Raw genomic sequence first — 17193 nt, 5'->3', positions numbered from 1 at the left:
CCCGATCGGAGCCCCCACGTGTCCCTCACCTTCCACTGGTTCCTGCCCACCAACGGCGACAGCCGCCACGTCGTCGGCGGCGGCCACGGCACTCCCGCCACAGAGTCCGGGCGCGACCGGCCGCCGACGGTCGCCTACCTGAGCCAGATCGCCCGAGCCGCCGAGGACCTCGGCTTCACCGGGGTGCTCACCCCGACCGGCGCGTGGTGCGAGGACGCGTGGCTGACCACCGCCATGGTCAGCCAGAACACCGAGCGCCTGAAGTTCCTCGTCGCCTTCCGCCCCGGCTTCGTCTCGCCGACGCTCGCGGCGCAGATGGCCTCCACCTTCCAGCGGCAGACCGGCGGACGGCTCCTGCTCAACGTCGTGACCGGCGGCGAGAGCCACGAGCAGCGGGCCTACGGGGACTTCCTGGACAAGGACGCGCGGTACCGCCGTACCGGCGAGTTCCTGGAGATCGTCCGGGGGCTGTGGGAGGGCAGGACCGTCGACCTCGCCGGCGAGCACCTCCGGGTCGAGGACGCGAGGCTCGCCCGGGTGCCCGACCCGGTGCCCGAGGTGTACTTCGGGGGCTCCTCGCGGATCGCCGGAGAAATCGCCGCCAGGCATGTGGACGTCTACCTCACCTGGGGTGAGCCGCCCGCCGCCGTCGCGCAGAAGATCGCCTGGATCAGGGCGCTGGCCGCGAAGGAGGGCCGCAGCGTTCGCTTCGGCATCCGGTTGCACGTCATCACCCGCGACACCTCCGAGCAGGCCTGGGCCGAGGCGGAGCGGCTGCTGGCGGGCTTCGACGCGGAGACCGTGCGGCAGGTCCAGGCCGGGCTTGCCCGCAGCGAGTCGGAGGGACAGCAGCGGATGCTGGCCCTGCACGGGGGTGGGAGCCGGGACGGGCTGGAGATCCATCCCAACCTGTGGGCGGGCATCGGTCTGGTCCGGGGCGGGGCGGGGACCGCCCTGGTCGGCAGCCACACCGAGGTCGCCGAACGGATCAAGGAGTACGCCGCGCTGGGGATCGAGGAGTTCGTCTTCTCCGGGTATCCGCATCTGGAGGAGGCGTACTGGCTGGGCGAGGGCGTGCTGCCGAAGCTCCAGGCGCAGGGTCTGTGGCGGCACCCGTACGGGCAGCAGGCGGCCCCGGCCGCCCAGGTCCCCTTCGCCGGTGCCGGGAGCGCGCGACGCCCCGTGTGATCGCCGACGACACCGGCCCCGCGCCCACGGAGGTGCCGAGGTGCGGCGGCCTCGACCTCGCCCGCGTCACCACCCCTGGCTCCTTCGCCGACTTCGTCGTCCCGCTCCTGGGCAGTCGCGGGAGGATCGCGGTGGAGGCGAGTGAGGTCGCAGAAAGCCGCAGGTCACAGCGCCGACCGAATGAGCCGGTCAGACGGGACTGAGCGGATGCGCCGCGGTGATGGAGCGGGGCGGCCAGGAGTGCGGGGAGAGGATGCCGAGCACGTAGGCGCGCGCCACCAGCGCTGGACGGGTGGCGGCGCCCAGCAGACGCCGGAGGCGGGCGAGGTGGTAGTCGACCGTCTGCCGCGACAGGCGCAGTGCCGCGGCGACACCGGCGTTGTCGTGGCCCGCGGCCAGCAGGGCGAGTATCCGCACCTGGGCCGGCGTGAGCGCGGGATGCGGCTCGTGGCTCAGGCCCAGCCGCGTGACGACCGCCCACACGCCCGCGTCCCGCCCCCGGGCGCGGTCGACGACGCCGAGGTGGACCCACACGCGGCGCAGGCGCCGGTCCCCGTCGACGAGTACGGCACTGGACTGCGCGTTCCTGCGCCGCCCGCCGGTCAGTTCGCCCCAGACGGTGTGCAGCGCGGCGCGTTCCGGGGTCTCCGCCAGGAAGCCGTCGGCCGGAGAGCCCACCAGGTCGCGCAGCCGCAGACGCAGTAACTCGGCTGCGGCGGGGCTCGCTTCACCCACCACCCCGTCCGCGGACAGCCGTACGCAGGGCAGGCCGCTGTGGTCCCGCAGGGCACGTAGGTCCTCCTCGGCCCGGCGCCTGCGGTCCAGCGCGTGGGTGTACTCGCTGACGTCCACATAGGTGCCCGCCACACAGCGCAGGGCCCCCCAGGACACGGGGAAGCGGTATCCCGCCGCGTGGCCGGGCGAGCCGTCCGGGCGCCGGTAGGTGAGCGTGTGGCGCACGGGGTGGCCGCCGGCGAGGACCTCGTCGTCGAGCGCCAGGAACCGGGCCGCGTCGTCCGGGGCGTCGAACTCGCCGAGGTGACGGCCGACCATGCGGTCGCGAGTGGTGCCGTACAGATGGGCGTAGGCGTGGTTGGCCCACACGTAGCGCCCGGCTGCGTCGCGCACGAACATCGCCGCCGGGCTCAGGTCGGCGAACGACGCGTAGGCACCGGCCCCCGCCGGCGCGCCGCCGCCCACCTCCACCGCCATGCCCCGGCTGGCACGACGCGGGGCGTCGCCGCCCCGGACCGACCAGGTGACGTCGAAGGTGCGGCCTTCGAACCGGGTGCGGCGAGGGCCGTCACCCACCGGTGCGCCGTCACCCACCGGTGTGCCGTCACCCACCGGTGTGCCGTCACCCACCGGTGTGCCGTCACCCACCGGTGTGCCGTCACCCACCGGTGTGCCGTCAGCCGACGGTGTGCCGTCACCGGGCCGGGGCCGGGCACCCTCGCCGGGCCGTGCGCCGTCGCACCAGCGGGCGGGCGGCGGATCCCCGGCCTCCGCGGAAAGGGCTTCCAGGAAACGGTGTGCCGTGTGTGCGTCGGTGAAGGCGCCGCCCCCGCTGCGGACCCGGCCCGAGTCGGCGTCCGTCTCCCACCAGGACACCGGCAGACGGGCGAGCAGCGTCTTGAAATCGGCCTCGTCCACAGCCCAACTCCTTGAATCACGTACGGATGTGACGGTGTGTGACATCTCATGCGTGTCCCGTACATGCCGAGTCATGCGGCCGCCCGCGGCCCGCGTGGCATCCGGGCCGCCAGTCCACTCAGGCATGTGCCTGAGACGACCGCGCTCAAAGCGGCGGGAGCCGGGAAACCCGACTGCTTCGCTGGACGGGAACCGTCCCACGGCGCACACGGACGGCAGACCGTAACGGGGGCCCGTACGGCGGCCCGTACGGCAGGCGCGGAGACGGAGCCGTCGCACCGGAACCCCGCCGCCTCGCACTCGCCGCCGCGCCGCCCGGCCGTGCGTGCGTGCGTTTGAAGTGACACCAGAACAGGCCGCTCAAGAGAAGGAGTTGAAGTCCCGTGGCGAAGGTGCTGTACGTGCATGCCAAGGGTGGTCCCCCGGTCGGGTACGCCCTGCCCAGGGTGGCCGCGAGGGCCGAGGTGCACCTGCTGGCACTGAGCGAACTGCCCGCCGGCAGCGTGGCGCGCACCCGGGCGTGGTGTGCCTCGGCCGTCGCCGCCGGAGACGCGGGGGCGGACGACCTGGTCACGGCCATCACCTCGCGGGCCCGAGAGGTGGGCGCCGACGCGGTGGTCACCTTCTCGGAGTACGCGGTCGTCGCGGTCGCCGAGGCCGCCCGCCGGCTCGGGCTGCGCGGGGCCGGCCCGGCCGCGGCCCTCGCCCGCGACAAGCGGCTCATGCGCACGGCCTGGGAACGCCGGGGCATCCCCCAGCCCCGCTTCCGGCCCGTCGCCACGGTGGACCGGCTGCGAGACGCCACGCGTGAGCTGGAGTGCCCCCTGCTGCTGAAGGCGGCCTGGAGCGCCGGTTCCACCGCGCACCAGATCATCGCGGCCCCCGCCGACGCCCCGGCCGCGTGGGCGCGTTCCCACGAGGTGATGACCGAGTCGGCGCGCCTGGGATACGCCGAGCTCCATGTCGCCGGCGCCGACGAGGACTTCCTCGTCGAGGAGATCGTCACCGGCTGCGCGGGGGAGTGGTTCGAGGGACCGGGCTGGGGAGACTACGTCAGCGTCGAGGGAGTCGTCGTGCAGGGCGTCTTCCGGCCGGTCTGCGTGAGCGGCCGGATGCCGACCGTGGCGCCGTTCACCGAACGGGCCGGCATCACGCCGGCCGCCATCACCGGCGAGGCACAGGATGCGGTCGTGGCGCTGGCCCGGCGGGCCGTGGACGCGCTCGGCCTGGAGGACTGCGGCACCCACACGGAGATCAAGCTCGGGGCGGGCGGCCGGATGTGGGTGATCGAGACGGCGGCGCGCTTCGGCGGCGCGATGACCGTGCCGCAGATCGAGGAGGTCTTCGGACTCGACCTGGTCGGCCTGTTCACCGACCAGCTGCTCGGCGGCACACCCGACTGGCCGGCCAGGGCGCTGACCCCCGCGGACGCCCGGAGCGCGGCCGGCTCCCTCGTCGTCCTCGCCGTGGACGGCGCGGGCGCGCCGTGGCGGCGACGTCACCTGTGGGACTCCACCGCGGTGGTGCGCTCCGCCCCGGTCGGACCGCACAGCAGGCTACGCGTCGTGGAAGACAGCTCGCTGCCGGACGGCGCCCCCGTCCCCGTCTACGACCCGGCCGCGGGCGCCAACACCATGGCCGCGCTGTGCCTGCTGTCCGCGGACCGGCCGCAGACCGTCGTCCACGACCTCGGTGCCCTCGTGGACGCCCTGCCGGACCTCCTGCCCCTGCACGCCACGGAAGGAGCGCGGGCATGACCTCCGCCCTGGACCGCACCCACCCGGCCGGGACGGGCGCAGACCGCACCGTCGTCGGCGCCAACCTGACCCTGCCCCTGTTCCGCACCCTGTCCGGTGTGCTCGCCGGGCACCCCTACCTGAAGGTCGTGGTCGACCGGCACGTCTGCACCTGGCACCTCCTCGACACCCGCGTCCACCCCTTCCACGTCGACTACGTCGCCACCCGCATCCTCGGCATGACGGTGGACGAACTGGACGCCCGCCTGGACGCGTTCAACGCCTCCGTGTACACCGACCCCGACCGCCGCTTCCTGCTGGGCGTGCTGTCCCTGCACACCGACCGGGCGGCGGACGGCACGGAGTGCCCCTTCCTGGTCCTGGAGACCACCGAGGCCGACACCATGCACGGCGCCCTGCTGGAGGAGTTCTACCTCTACGTGCGCGGACGCGTGGACGGACGCCTCCCGCTCCTGCTGAAACCGGCCAACCACGGGCAGGAAGGGGAACTCGCCCCGATCCCCGAGACGGTCGTCCCCCGCGTCCTCAGCCACAAGCTGTTCGGCGACCGGACCCGTACCTGCCTCAACCCCGGGCAGGCCGAGGGCCGTCTGCGGCATTTCCGCACGACGGCCGCGTACGAGGCGGCCGCCTCCGAGCTCGGCTGGGCGGACATCGTCGCCATGCCCCGCCTGCCCGACGACGTGCCCAGGGTGGCCGGCTTCATCAACACCGCGCCCATCACCCCGCTGTCGCACACCAACGTGCTCGCCTCCGGCTGGGGCATCCCGAACGCCATCGTGCGCGACCTCGACGCCCTGGACGACCCGGACGCCCTCGACGGGCGGGGCGGCCTGGACGGCACCTGGGTGCGCTACCGGGTGAGCGAGGACGCCGTCACCCTGGAGCCGCTCGCCGCGCCGCCCCGGCTGACCAAGCCCGCCTGGCACCAGCAGCGCATCCGCGTCGACACACCCCTGCTCGAAGAAGCCCCGGTCCTGGCCCTGCACCGGCTGCGGCGCTCGGACCGCGAGAGCTACGGCACCAAGGCGGCCAACCTCGGGGAACTGCACCACGTCCTCGACAGCCGTACCGCCGACCTGACGGCGTTCCACGCCCGGCCCCGACCGCCGCGCCGCGACCTTCTCGGCCACCTGGCGGCCCGGCTCGGCGAGCGCGACTGTGCACGCGAACACCTCCGGGCGGCCGCCGCCCAGTACGTGGCGGACACCGTCCGCGCCCCCGAGGGCGTGGCGCTGCCCTTCCGCCTGCACCACCTGTTCCTCACCTCCTCACCCGCCCTCCAACAGGGCATCGGGAAACTGAAGATGGCCCTGGAACTCGGGGCGCTCGACATCGTCGACCCCCTGTGCCTGAACCTCCAGCAGCTCGTGCGGGCCACGCCCGTACCCCCGGACGTGGCCCGCGCCATCACCTCCGCCGTGCCGCGGCTGCTCGCGGACGGACGCCGCATGGTGGTGCGCTCCTCCTCCAACGCCGAGGACCTGCCCGGCTTCTCCGCCGCCGGTATCTACGACTCCGTGACCACCGTGCGGGGAGCGGAACAACTCATGGACGCGGTGCGGCAGGTGTGGGCGTCCCTGCTGTCACCGCGCAGCGTGCGCCTGCGCCACCAGGTCGGCATCTGCCTGGACGACACCTACATGGGCGTGATCGTCCAGGAGTACCTGCCCGCGAGCCTCGGCGGTGTCCTGGTCACCTGCAACCCCACCCGCCGCGAGGACTTCCGCAACGTGTACGTCAACTGCGCCCCGGGCTCGCCCGAACACGTCGTGGACGGCTCGGTGCTGCCCGGGCAGTACCTGTACAACACCGTCGAGGGCGGCGGGCGCACGCTCGACGTCGGCACCGCCGGCGAGGACCTGCCCGCCCCCACCCGCGCGGCGCTCGCCCGGCTGGCCCTCACCGGACGCCTGCTGCAGTCCCACTTCAGCGCCGACGACCCCGACGACGCCCTCGACATCGAGTGGCTGATGACCGGCGAAGGGGACTTCCGGCTGGTCCAGATCCGCCCCTACGCCCGGTGAGCCGTCCCATGCCCGCCCGCGCAGCGCGCCGCGCCGGCCCGGTCCCCTCCCCGGCCGCCCGCCGCGTCATCCGCCTCAACAATGCCTTCCAGTTGCTGTTCAACCTGCTGTGGTGGATGCCCGTCTTCTACGCCTACCAGCGCGACGCCGGACTGTCCGACGGCCAGATCTTCGGCATCCAGAGCATCTACTACACCGCGTTCTGCCTCTTCGAGATCCCGACCGGCGTGATCGCCGACCGCATCGGCGCCCGCAACTGCCTGCGCGCCGGCGCGGTCGTCATGACGGCCGCCAACCTGGCCCCCGTCCTCGCCCCCTCCTACACCGGATTCCTCGTGCACTTCCTCGCCATCGCGGCCGGGCGCTCCCTCGCGTCGGGCGCGGCGAGCGCCTACCTCTACGACGCGCTGCGCGCCGAAGGGGCCGACGCGCACTACCTGGGCGCCGAGGGCACCGCGCGCTCCCTCGGGCTGGCCGCCAAGGTCCTGTGCTGGCCGTTGGTCGGTCCGCTGATGACGCTGGTCCGGCCGGCCCCGTACGTCCTCAGCGCGGCCTGTGCCGCCGGGTCGCTGCTGTGCGCGCTGGCCCTGCCGCGCCTCGCCCCCCGCCCGGCCGCCGGATCCCGCGCGGGCGGACGGCGGCGCGGCACCCTCCTGCGCGACACGGGGGCCGCCCTGCGGACCCTGCGCGCCTCACCGTGGCTGCCGCTGCTCATGGTGCAGGGCGTCGCGGTGTTCACGCTCGCCCGCATATGCCAGGTCAACCTCTTCCAGCCGGTGCTCCTGGACCACGGCATCGGAGAGGGCGCGCACGGCGGCGTCCTCGCGGCCATGACGGTCGCCGAGGCCGTGGCCTCGGCCCGTCCGCGCTGGCTGAGCCGCCGGCTGTCCGCCGCCCAGTGGGTGTCCCTGCTGAGCGTGGCGCTGGCCGTGACCCTCGCCGCCACCACCCTCGGCGCACCGTGGGCCGTGGTCGCGCTGCTGTGCGCGTTCGCCGCGATCACCGGGTTCGTGTACCCGGTGCAGCGCAAGCTCGTCAACGACGCCGTCCCGGCCGACGCGCCACGCGCCACGCTGCTGTCCGTGGAGAGCATCGTGGACCGCGGGGTGTGCGCACTGGCGGCGGTCGCCGTGGGCGCGTACCTCGCGGCCGGCCGGCTCGATACCCTGCTGTGGCACAGCGCCGCGGTCACCTGCGTCCTGATCCCGGTCCTGCACCTGGCCCTGCACCGAACCCGCCGGACGGGCGAGTCCCGCACCGAACCCTCCACCGCCCGCACACCCGCCACCGGCTCCCACGTCCCCCGGCCCTCGGAGCAGCCGGCACCCCTGCCTGCCGACGAGGGCGCCGCCCAGCCGCCTCTGGAAACCCGCGGGGGCCGGTGAGTGCGTCACGGAGTGCGCGTGCGTGATGACGAGGCACCGGGCAGGACGGTGCCGGCCGCCGTGAAGAACGGGCCGCACAGGCCGTCGTACCCCGGCCCGTCCCCCGTGCGCACCGGCCACAGCGGCCGGTGCGCACGCCGGCGGCGCCACACGCCGGCCGTCGGCCCGAGGACGGCTCGCACGCGGGCGCCGCGCCGACCTGTGTCTTCGTCCGGATGCTGTCCCCGGCGTGCCGTGTGCCGTGTGCCGCACGTATGCGCTCTGCCGTACCGGAATCCGTCAGAAGTTCTCGCTCGCCACAGTGCCTCTCCACAGGACTCCGACCGGCCGACCGACGCTGCGCCGCGTCCCAACGAAGTGGCCCGCGGCCGCGGGCCGAGGCTCGGGAGGCGGATGTGGCTTGCGGGCGGGTTCTCGCCCGCCGGGCCGCGCCCTAGACTGCGACCGCTCCGCAAGCCGGCGATCTTCCAAAGGGTGGACAGGATGAACCGAGCTCTCATGACCGCATGCGCGGCAGCGGCGTTGGTCGCGTCCGGGGGCGGCACCACCGCCCACGCATCCGACGCCCCGCCGCGGACCACGCACGGTCCTTGCCAGTACACCCAGACCCCGGACGAGCCGGCGGCGCGGCCGGTTCCGCTGCCGCCCGACCCCCGGCACACCCCCGGTCACGGCACGGTCGACATGGCTGTCCCGACCAGCCAGGGCCCGCTCCCGCTGCGCCTGGACCGGGCGAAGGCGCCGTGCACGGTCCAGAGCTTCGTACACCTGGCACGGCACCGGTTCTACGACCGTACGGTGTGCCACCGTCTGACGGCGTATCCCACGCTGAAGGTCCTCCAGTGCGGCGACCCGACCGGCACCGGCGAAGGCGGGCCGGGGTACGCGTACAAGGACGAACTGCCCGTGGGCCTGCCGCCGGCACCGAGTGATCCGACCGGCGTCCGCCGCCTTTACGGGCGCGGTCTGCTGGCGATGGCCAACGCCGGTCCGAACACGAACGGTTCGCAGTTCTTCGTCGTCTACGGCGACTCCGCGCTGCGACCGAACTACACGGTGTTCGGCACGGTCGGTGCCGTCGGCCTCAAGACGCTCGACAAGATCGCGGCCGGCGGCATCGAGCCAACCACCCAGGACCCGGCGCCCGTCGACGGCACGCCCGCCCTGCGGACCGAGCTGCTCAGCGTCCGGCCGTCCTGCCGGCCCTGACGAACCGAGCCGGGAAAATGCGGTGCGTGCCGGCACCACGCCGGACAGACTCGCGGACATGACCGAGAAGATCACCCGCATCAACCCCGAGCAGCTCCATGAGACGCCCGGCTACCACCACATCACGGTGGTGGAGGCTGGGCGTACGGCCTACCTGGCGGGACAGTGCCCGCTTGACCGGAACGGTGACCTCGTCGGTGCCGGTTCCCTCGAGACGCAGGTCGACCAGGTGGTCGCGAACGCGCTCACCGCCCTGGCGGCGGCGAATGCCCAGCCGCACCACGTGGTGCGGTCCGTGATCTACGTGCGCAGCGACGAGAGGGACAGTCTCGGAGCCGCGTGGCGTCGGCTCACCGAATCTGCCCTGGGGCCGGCGTTCACCACCGCCAGCACGCTCCTGGGCGTGGCCCAGCTGGGCTTTTCCGGACAGCTCGTCGAGGTGGATCTCACCGTGGCGCTGCCTGACTGACTTCGGACGGCGTATTGAACCGAGGGGCCCGACCGGGCTTCCGCCGGACGCTGGTACGGCCTTCGTCCGATCATGTGCTCCGACCAGGGTGCACGTGAGACCGGCGAAGGCCGTGAGGGCGAGTCAGCTGCCTGATTGCCGCTGCAGGGGAAGCGTTCGCGGAAGCGCCACGCTGCCGGGACGGATTGTCGCGGTGGCAAGGGCCGCGACCACGACCACCTGCGGCGATGGCCGGCTTCCCGCGGCATCCGGCACCGCCTCACCCGGGAAAGCGGACCGTGTCCCGGCTGTCCGGCTGCCGACGGCTCCAGCGCCGTCACGAGCACGGGCCGGAACACGTCCTGCCGCGTCACACAGACATCAGCAGGCCATGCCCTGCTCACGCAACCAGTCGCATTGCGTTTCCCCCGAGGACTTCGGCCGGTCGACGCCCGGTCGCATGGTGCGCAGTTCCTCCGCCCCGGCGTTCTTCGGCCACTCCGTGGGGCTGCCCCCGCTGGACGGGACCACGCGTCGCGGCGTGGAGGGACCGGGCGCCGCGGGCCGCGAGGCGGAAGGCGTCGGGGAGGCGTCCACCGGGCTTGGCGAAGGATCCTCTTCCGGCGTCTGCCGGGACGGCGCGGGCTTGCTGCTCGGCGTGCTCGACGACGGGCTCGCGGCAGGTGAGTCCGCCCCCGGACCGCTCGTGCACGCCGTCGCACCCGCGCCGATGGCGACGACCAGCAGCGCAGCCACGAAACCGGCTGTCGCGTTGCCTGCCCGCATGGTGGTGAGCCTCCTTCGGATGACTGATCAAGGCGCCTCACTCTACGGCCGACGGCAGGCCTGCGGCGCATCGGTGCGGCAGCGGGAGCCCAGGTGAGCGCCACACTCGTCCCTCGCACGTCCTTGAGCCGACCGACGCGGCGCGCAGTCGACGGGTAGGACCCGGCCGCTGTCCCTCACGGTCACCGTGGGCACCCGCAACGATCACTGCGGCACCGATGACGTCCAGCGCTCGGCTGCCCGGGGCCGGGCCGTGCCGGAGGACCGTGCCCGTGGTCGCGGCGAACGGCGTCGAGCCGAGGCACCCCGCGCCGGTGGGGCCGTCGGGTGACGGGACGGGGGAGAAGGCGGATGTCCGCCGCGGGACCGCGCGTGCCGTTCGGGAGGGGGTACACGGGTGGTGCCCGAAGAGGGGTGATCCGAGCGGCCAGAAAGAGGAGTGAAGTGGCACGTGTGCTGATGGGGCATGCAGCTGTGCCTGCCCGGCGAGGGGGGTGCGGGTGGTGACTGACAGCGGCGCGGCGTCGCTGTTGCGGCTGATGCAGGCCAGCCATACGGCTACGCTCGAAGAGCTTCCGGGGATGGTCGCCGAGCACGCCGCCGTGGCAGGCCTGCACGACGTGGCTCTGTTCGTGGTGGACATCCGGGAGACGGTGCTGCGGCGGCTCACGGGTCAGGGGGTGGGTGCCGGAGACGGCGGGCAGGAGTTCACCGTCGCGGGGAGTCTGCCCGGTCAGGCCTACCGGCGCGTGGAACTGCTGTCCGATCCCGGACGGGAGGGGGCGGACGACCGTGCGGGCGGCCGGCGGTGGTGGGTGGCCATCACCGACGGTGTGGAGCGCCTGGGCGTGCTGCGGGCGGACACCGACACCGACGACGCATCCATCCGCCAGGCCCTGCGCGCCCTGGCTTCCATGACGGCCCTGCTGTTGCTGAGCAAGCGGTCGTACAGCGACTCCTACGCGCGTCTGGTGCGCACCGAGCCCATGAACGTGGCCGCCGAGATGCAGTGGAACCTCACCCCGCCGCCTGCCTACGCGGGCCACGACGTCACCGTCGGCGCGGTGATGGAACCCGCCTACCAGGTGGGCGGCGACGCCTTCGACTACGCGGTGGCCGGCAGCACCCTCCACCTGAGCGTCTTCGACGCCATGGGTCACGACACCACCGCCGGCATCACCGCGAACGTCGCCGTGGCCGCCTGCCGCAACGCCCGCCGGCAGGGTGCCTCGCTGGCCGGGACCAGCCGGATGGTGGAGGAGACGCTGATCGAGCAGTTCGGCACCAGCCGCTACGTCACCGGCATCCTGGCCGACCTGGACATGGCGAGCGGCCGGCTGACCTGGATCAACCGCGGTCACCACCTGCCCCTCCTGATCCGCGACAACCGCTGGACCACCGAACTGGTCTGCCCCCCGGCCGGTCCGATGGGCGCCGACCTCGCCCTGTCGGTCACCGTGGCCACCGAGCAGCTCGAACCCGGCGATCGTCTGCTGCTGTACACCGATGGCGTCGTCGAAGCACGCGGCAGGGACGGGACGGAGTTCGGCCGGGACCGGTTCGTCGACTTCATCCGCCGTCATCACTCGGGCCGGCACACCCTGCACGAGACCCTGCGCCGGCTGATGGCCGCCGTCATGGAGCACCATGACGGCAAGCTCGACGACGACGCCACCGTTCTGCTCACCGAGTGGCGCGGTGGCCATCAGCAGGAGCTGATTCCGTGACCCCGGCCCGCGCGGAAGGAAGCGGCGATGAACACCGACCCGCCCGCCCACAGCGGTCGGCGGCACCCCCTGCAGGTGCACGTCCGCCGTCTGAGCACCGACCGCCACCTCGTCAGGGTCGTGGGCGACCTCGACCTGCACACCGCCTCGGACCTCGCCGACGCCCTGCAACCCCTGGTCCTCACCGGCGGCCACAGCGTGCTCGTGGACCTGTCCGACGTCCCCTTCCTGGACTCCACCGGGCTCACCTGCCTGATCGCCGTCTACCGTACGGCCCGGAGCACCGGCGCCCGCGTGGCGCTGATCGCACCCAGTGAACGCGTGCGGCGCATGCTGGCGCTGACCGGAGCGGACCGGGTACTGCACAGCTACGCCAGCCTGGAATCCGTCCCCGACCGATGGACCGCAGGCGGTACCGGCGCGCCGTGAGCGCCGCCGCAGAGGCCCTGAGCGGCGCCGGAATCGCCGTGGCCTGCGCCTTCGGTGTCACCGGCGTCGCCGTCGGCGAGGCCCGCGGTCAGCCGAGGTCGTCGAACAGGGACAGCAGGGTCTCCTCGTCCCTCTCGGGCGCCGGCCGCTCCGGCTGGGGAATCTGTTCGGCCCACACCGTTTTGCCCTGCGGCATGTAGCGGGCACCCCAGCTCTTGGTGAACTGCGCCACGAGGAACAGGCCGCGCCCGCCCTCCTCGGTCGTGGCGGCGCGTCTGATGCGTGGAGAGGAGTTGCTGCCGTCCGAGACCTCGCAGATCAGTGAGTCGTCGCGCAGCAACCGCAGGCCCACCGGTCCCGGCCCGCCGTACCGTACGGCGTTGGTGACCAGCTCGCTGACCACGAGCCCGGTGTTGAAGTCCAGTTCCGACATGCCCCAGGCGGTGAGCTGAGCCCGTGTCAGGGCCCTGGCCCGGGCGACGGCCGCGGGGTCGGACGGGAATTCCCAGGACGCCACGCGGTCCTCGGGCAGGGCGTGCACACGGGCCAGGAGCAGGGCCACGTCGTCGTACGGGCCGCTGGACAGCAGGGTGTCCGTGACCCGGTCGCAGGTGTCCTCCAGCTCCGGACCGGCGAGTTTCAGGCAGGCCAGCAGTTGCGCGGTGCGCGCTTCGGTGTCCTCGTAGCCGCGGCTCTCCTTCAGCAGGCCGTCGGTGTACATCGTCAGCAGGCTGCCCGAGGGCAGGTCGACGGTGGCGGACTCGTACGGCTGGATCCCGCCGATCCCGAGGGGCGGGCCGGTCGGGAGGTCGATCAGCTGCGCCTCCCCGTCCGGCGTGAGCAGGGCGGGCGGCGGATGACCGGCCGTGGCCGCCGTGCACCGGCAGGACACCGGGTCGTAGACGGCGTACAGGCAGGTCGTCCCCGTCGCCGGGTCCTGTTCGCCGCTGCTGCTCCCGGCCTCCTCGTCGGGGGTGCGGCTGACCAGGTCGTCCAGGTGGGCCAGCACCTCCTCGGGCATCAGGTCCAGACCGGCCAGCGTCCGTACCGCCGTACGCAGCCGGCCCATGGTCGCCGCCGCCTGCAGCCCGTTCCCCGGCACGTCACCGACGACGAGCGCCACGCGCATGCCGGACAGCGGGATCGCGTCGAACCAGTCCCCGCCCACGCCCGACCTGGCGTCGGCGGGCAGATAACGGGAGGCGAGGCCGACGGTGCCCAGCCGGGGCAGGGCGTGCGGCAGCAGGCTGCGTTGCAGGGTGAGGGAGGCGCGGTGCTCCCGGCCGTAGCGGCGGGCGTTGTCCATGCTGATCGCGGCACGGGCCGCCAGCTCGCCCGCGAGCGTCAAATCGTCCTGCTCGTACGGCCTCGTCCTGCCGCGGCGGTAGAACCCCGCCAGGCCGAGGACGGAACCGCGTGCGGACAGCGGAGCGCCCAGGTAGGAGTGCTCGCCCGTGCCGAGGAGGCCGACGGGGTGGGTCCGGCCGGCCGGGTGCCCGGCCAGGGCGGCGGTCACCACCGAGTCCGTGACCGGCTGCCCGGTCGCCAGGCAGCGGGCCTGGGGTGTACCGGCGGGGTAGCCGGTCGGCTCGTTCACCCCGCCGGCCGGGAGGCCGCGGGAGTCCTCGCCGGCCCAGGCGGCCACCCGGCGCAGTGGTACGTCGGGACCCAGCGGCCCGGGCGGCGGCTCCTCGCCCGCCAGGACGCTTTCGACCAGGTCGACGACGACCAGGTCGGCGAAGCGCGGCACGCTGATCTCCGCCAGTTGCTCGGCGGTACGCCGCAGGTCCAGGGCGGTGCCGAGGCGGACACTCGCCTCGTTCAGCAGGGCCAGCCGTCCGCGTGCCTCGGCGGCGAGCCGGCCGACGCCCGGCTCGCCGACGAGCAGCAGCCACGCGTCGGTCCCTCCGGCGGGGTGCGGTCCCGTCGCCTCGGCGGGGCGGTCCGGGAGCGGCGCGCGCGGACCGGAGGCGGTCGCGGCAGCCGGACGCGTCGTACCCGGACCGCCGGTGTCCTGGAAAGTGACCTCGACCGCCGCCCCCTCCGCGTCGCCGTGGTGCAGCTCCCGTCGGCGCAGGACGGCCACGCGGCTGCCCGCGAGCGGCACCTCGGCGAACGTCTCACCGGGCGAGGAGATCAGCTCCACGGCACGCTCCAGCAGGATCAGGCGTTCCTGCGTGGCCAGTCGGGGCGGCGGCCCGCCGCGCCGGGACAGTTCTCCCGAGTCGAGGTCCAGCTCCGTGTGCCCGCCGCGTTCCATGGCCCGGCGGAACGATCGCGTGAGTTCGAGCTCGCGGGCCGTGCCCAGTTCGAGCAGGCGTTCCCCGATGCGCTCGGTGGCGTCCTGAAGGACCAGCGCCATGCCGGGGTGGGCCAGCTCCCTGGGCACGGAGAGGTTGACCGCGCCCCGCACGGTGCCGCCCACCGGGTCGCGCACCGGCGCGGCCATGCAGGTCAGCTCCTTGAGGTCGTGCAGAAAGTGTTCGTGGCCCACGACCACGAACGGCGCCCTGGTGCTGAGCACCATGCTGACGCTGCTGGTTCCCATGAACCGCTCGTCGACATTGGCGCCCGGCACCAGGGAGGCGGCGTCCATCAGACTCAGCCCCGCCGGGCCGCCCCACCGGTCCACGATGTGCGCCCGCGAGTCGGCCAGTGTCACGGTCACCGGCACGCCCGAGAACCGTTCGTACAGGCGGGTCAGCACCGGCACCGCGGCCCTGACCAGCCGGGAGTCGGGATCCAGGTCGCTCTCGATCGGCAGAGCCGCTCGCTCGCGGTCGACGCCGAGGGACTGTGAGCGCTGCCAGGAAGCAAGGATCTCCGGGCGCACCCCGGCGACCAGCGGTGTCCGGTCGCCCTGGTCGCTGCCCGAAGGAGTTGGGTACGACTCCATCTCTTCAGGGTAATGGGGCAAACAGGGCATTCGCTCCGGCGTGGCTGCTCGGCCCCGCCCAACCGGCAGGTTCAGACGCGCGCTTGGTCCGCGGTCGCTCGCCTGTCCGTGGCCGCCGGCCTGCCCGGGGCCGCGTGTCCGTCCGCCCTGCCCGGGGCCGCGTGTCCGTCCGCGGTCGCGTGCCTGCCCGCGGGGGCGGAGGTGGCCTGCACCGCCGTCGGGTCCGGGGCCGGTGTCGGCCGGGTGCTCGGGGTGGCGCGCTCGGGCGGCGTGGGCCGCGCCGTCCGAAGGTGCCGGGCGGCCTCGGCGGCGGTGTACGGCGAGGCGAAGGTGAAGGCGCGCGGGGACGGTCCGTGCGCCCGCAGGTCCGCCAGCCGCTCAAGGGCCTCGCCGACGGTCGGGAGGTGCCCGGCGGGGATCCACCAGAGCACCAGGTGCGCCTCGACGTGCCGCTCGAACCATTCGCGGCGCCGCCGCATGACCTCCAGGTGCCCGCTGCGGTAGGTGAAGTCCCACAGGGCCTCCTGGGTCTCCCACACCGACATGTTGACGATGACGTCCTCGCCCGCCGGGCGCAGGCCCGTGGCGTCGCCCGCCCCCTCCTCCACGAGCCGCCATACGAAGCCGGGTGCGCCGTCGGCGGCGGAGTTGACCGGGTCCAGCATCTCGACGAACGGCGCCACGCGTGGGTCGTCGAGGGGGTGCCGGAGCGTGGCGACGTTGAGCTGGGCGAGGTGGGCGGCGTGCGCGGGTGCGGTCATGGCCTCATCCCAGCATGCGCCCACTTTCTATGTCAATCATCGTTGTTTTTAGAGTTCTCGACCACCACGCAGCACTCTCCCGGCCGGGCGTCCATGCGGGCGCGGACCGAACCGTCCGCGCCGAGCAGCCCCTCCAGCAGTGCGAGGTTCATGCCGCAGACGAGGGGCGGGAAGCGTTCGGCGACGGCGTGGAAGGGGCAGTTGCGCATGCGGACGACGCGCGCGGCTGTCGCGGCCGTCCCCTCGGTGCTCTCGGCTGTCGCGGCCGACCCCTCGGTGCCCTCGGTGCCCTCGGCTGTCACGGTCGCCCGCTCGGTGTCGTCGGTGGTCCGGACGCCGTCGGCGCTCCCGGCGGGTTCCATGTGCGGCTCGTAACCGCGGGCGGCCAGCACCCGCATGGCCTCCTCCAGGCTTCCGCAGGGCGCCGCCGAGCCGCGCAGCGCCTCACCCCGGCGGCGCGCGGCCGCGCACAGCCCGGCGTCAAGCCCGGCCTGCTCCGCCGCCTCGGCGAGCAGTTCGGCGGCGGTGCGGTAGTCGCGGGCGGGCAGCGACACCGACCGTTCGGCCCGGGACCGCGTGTACACCTTGGCGGGGCGGCCGGCCCCCGGCCCCGAGCGGCCCGTCAGGCGGCGGCTGCCGCACTCCAGCAATCCGGCCTGAGCCAGCTTGTCCAGATGGTGCGCGGCGAGCGTACGCGCCACCCCGACCGCCTCGGCGGCCTCGTTGCGGCCGACCTCGCGGCCCTGTGCCGCGACGTACTCGTACAGGCGGCGCCGCACCGGGTCCTGCAGCAGTGCGATCGAGTCGATGTCCTTCACCCCGCCATTCTATGAACAATCGGAGTGGGATATAGAAGGCGGAGGCGTTCCCGCCGACGCCGGCCGGAGGACGCCCGTGGCCGGTGGCGGAGCCGCGTCGGCTCGTGAG

Annotated in this window: 13 protein-coding genes and 1 pseudogene; 10 read left to right on the top strand and 4 right to left on the bottom strand. The window is 73.7% G+C overall.

All coding sequences use genetic code 11. The features are described from left to right. Positions 1–18 precede the first annotated feature (18 nt). The gene (locus tag ACZ4VF_RS14535) at positions 19–1188 is read left to right on the top strand and encodes an LLM class flavin-dependent oxidoreductase (protein WP_467926079.1); all 1170 of its coding nucleotides are present in this window, start codon (positions 19–21) and stop codon (positions 1186–1188) included. Positions 1189–1377: 189 nt separating this feature from the next. On the opposite strand, the gene ACZ4VF_RS14530 is transcribed toward ACZ4VF_RS14535, so the two are convergent. Then, on the bottom strand, positions 1378–2841 hold the full coding sequence (locus ACZ4VF_RS14530) for a PAS domain-containing protein (RefSeq protein WP_467926078.1): 1464 nt from the start codon (positions 2839–2841) through the stop codon (positions 1378–1380). Positions 2842–3224: 383 nt separating this feature from the next. Here ACZ4VF_RS14530 and ACZ4VF_RS14525 point away from each other — a divergent pair, with 383 nt between their 5' ends. The 9 genes and pseudogenes from ACZ4VF_RS14525 to ACZ4VF_RS14485 all read left to right on the top strand — a co-directional run bounded on the left by ACZ4VF_RS14525 (position 3225) and on the right by ACZ4VF_RS14485 (position 12609). Then, positions 3225–4598, top strand: coding sequence for an ATP-grasp domain-containing protein (locus ACZ4VF_RS14525; RefSeq protein ID WP_467926076.1), 1374 nt, complete (start codon positions 3225–3227; stop codon positions 4596–4598). Next, the gene (locus ACZ4VF_RS14520; protein WP_467926075.1) at positions 4595–6625 is read left to right on the top strand and encodes a PEP/pyruvate-binding domain-containing protein; all 2031 of its coding nucleotides are present in this window, start codon (positions 4595–4597) and stop codon (positions 6623–6625) included. Before ACZ4VF_RS14525 ends, ACZ4VF_RS14520 begins: the two co-directional genes overlap by 4 nt. Positions 6626–6633: 8 nt before the next feature. Then, the gene (locus ACZ4VF_RS14515) at positions 6634–8010 is read left to right on the top strand and encodes an MFS transporter (protein ID WP_467926074.1); all 1377 of its coding nucleotides are present in this window, start codon (positions 6634–6636) and stop codon (positions 8008–8010) included. A 483-nt stretch (positions 8011–8493) separates the two neighbouring features. After that, complete coding sequence (locus ACZ4VF_RS14510) at positions 8494–9219, top strand: peptidylprolyl isomerase (protein ID WP_467926072.1); 726 nt, start codon at positions 8494–8496, stop codon at positions 9217–9219. A 58-nt stretch (positions 9220–9277) separates the two neighbouring features. Further along, entirely contained in the window at positions 9278–9688 is a 411-nt protein-coding gene (locus ACZ4VF_RS14505) for a RidA family protein (RefSeq protein ID WP_467926071.1), read from the top strand. Between the two features lie 138 nt (positions 9689–9826). Next, positions 9827–10032 (top strand): annotated as a pseudogene (locus tag ACZ4VF_RS14500) (IS5/IS1182 family transposase); the annotation flags it as partial. A gap of 95 nt (positions 10033–10127) precedes the next feature. After that, positions 10128–10550 (top strand): hypothetical protein, encoded by a 423-nt coding sequence (locus ACZ4VF_RS14495; RefSeq protein WP_467926591.1) that lies wholly within the window; start codon positions 10128–10130, stop codon positions 10548–10550. Between the two features lie 406 nt (positions 10551–10956). Continuing rightward, on the top strand, positions 10957–12180 hold the full coding sequence (locus tag ACZ4VF_RS14490; protein WP_467926070.1) for a PP2C family protein-serine/threonine phosphatase: 1224 nt from the start codon (positions 10957–10959) through the stop codon (positions 12178–12180). 27 nt (positions 12181–12207) lie between these two features. Next, positions 12208–12609: an STAS domain-containing protein gene (locus ACZ4VF_RS14485; RefSeq protein ID WP_467926068.1), complete on the top strand. Its 402-nt coding sequence runs from the start codon at positions 12208–12210 to the stop codon at positions 12607–12609. Positions 12610–12697: 88 nt separating this feature from the next. Here ACZ4VF_RS14485 and ACZ4VF_RS14480 read toward each other — a convergent pair whose 3' ends face one another. The 3 genes from ACZ4VF_RS14480 to ACZ4VF_RS14470 all read right to left on the bottom strand — a co-directional run bounded on the left by ACZ4VF_RS14480 (position 12698) and on the right by ACZ4VF_RS14470 (position 17084). After that, positions 12698–15505, bottom strand: a complete 2808-nt coding sequence (locus ACZ4VF_RS14480; protein ID WP_467926067.1) for a SpoIIE family protein phosphatase — start codon at positions 15503–15505, stop codon at positions 12698–12700. 71 nt (positions 15506–15576) lie between these two features. Then, on the bottom strand, positions 15577–16266 hold the full coding sequence (locus ACZ4VF_RS14475) for a DUF3291 domain-containing protein (RefSeq protein ID WP_467926066.1): 690 nt from the start codon (positions 16264–16266) through the stop codon (positions 15577–15579). Between the two features lie 32 nt (positions 16267–16298). After that, complete coding sequence (locus ACZ4VF_RS14470; RefSeq protein ID WP_467926065.1) at positions 16299–17084, bottom strand: helix-turn-helix transcriptional regulator; 786 nt, start codon at positions 17082–17084, stop codon at positions 16299–16301. Between the last annotated feature and the right edge of the window lie 109 nt (positions 17085–17193).

Source organism: Streptomyces sp. NPDC029151, from assembly GCF_055564315.1.
This window is presented reverse-complemented; position numbering and strand designations above follow the sequence as displayed.

Coding starts and splice junctions, on each gene's coding strand:
- ACZ4VF_RS14520 (WP_467926075.1), top strand. CDS start 4,595: ATGACCTCCGCCCTGGACCGCACCCACCCGGCCGGGACGGGCGCAGAC.
- ACZ4VF_RS14475 (WP_467926066.1), bottom strand. CDS start 16,266: ATGACCGCACCCGCGCACGCCGCCCACCTCGCCCAGCTCAACGTCGCC.
- ACZ4VF_RS14495 (WP_467926591.1), top strand. CDS start 10,128: ATGGTGCGCAGTTCCTCCGCCCCGGCGTTCTTCGGCCACTCCGTGGGG.
- ACZ4VF_RS14505 (WP_467926071.1), top strand. CDS start 9,278: ATGACCGAGAAGATCACCCGCATCAACCCCGAGCAGCTCCATGAGACG.
- ACZ4VF_RS14515 (WP_467926074.1), top strand. CDS start 6,634: ATGCCCGCCCGCGCAGCGCGCCGCGCCGGCCCGGTCCCCTCCCCGGCC.
- ACZ4VF_RS14510 (WP_467926072.1), top strand. CDS start 8,494: ATGAACCGAGCTCTCATGACCGCATGCGCGGCAGCGGCGTTGGTCGCG.
- ACZ4VF_RS14485 (WP_467926068.1), top strand. CDS start 12,208: ATGAACACCGACCCGCCCGCCCACAGCGGTCGGCGGCACCCCCTGCAG.
- ACZ4VF_RS14480 (WP_467926067.1), bottom strand. CDS start 15,505: ATGGAGTCGTACCCAACTCCTTCGGGCAGCGACCAGGGCGACCGGACA.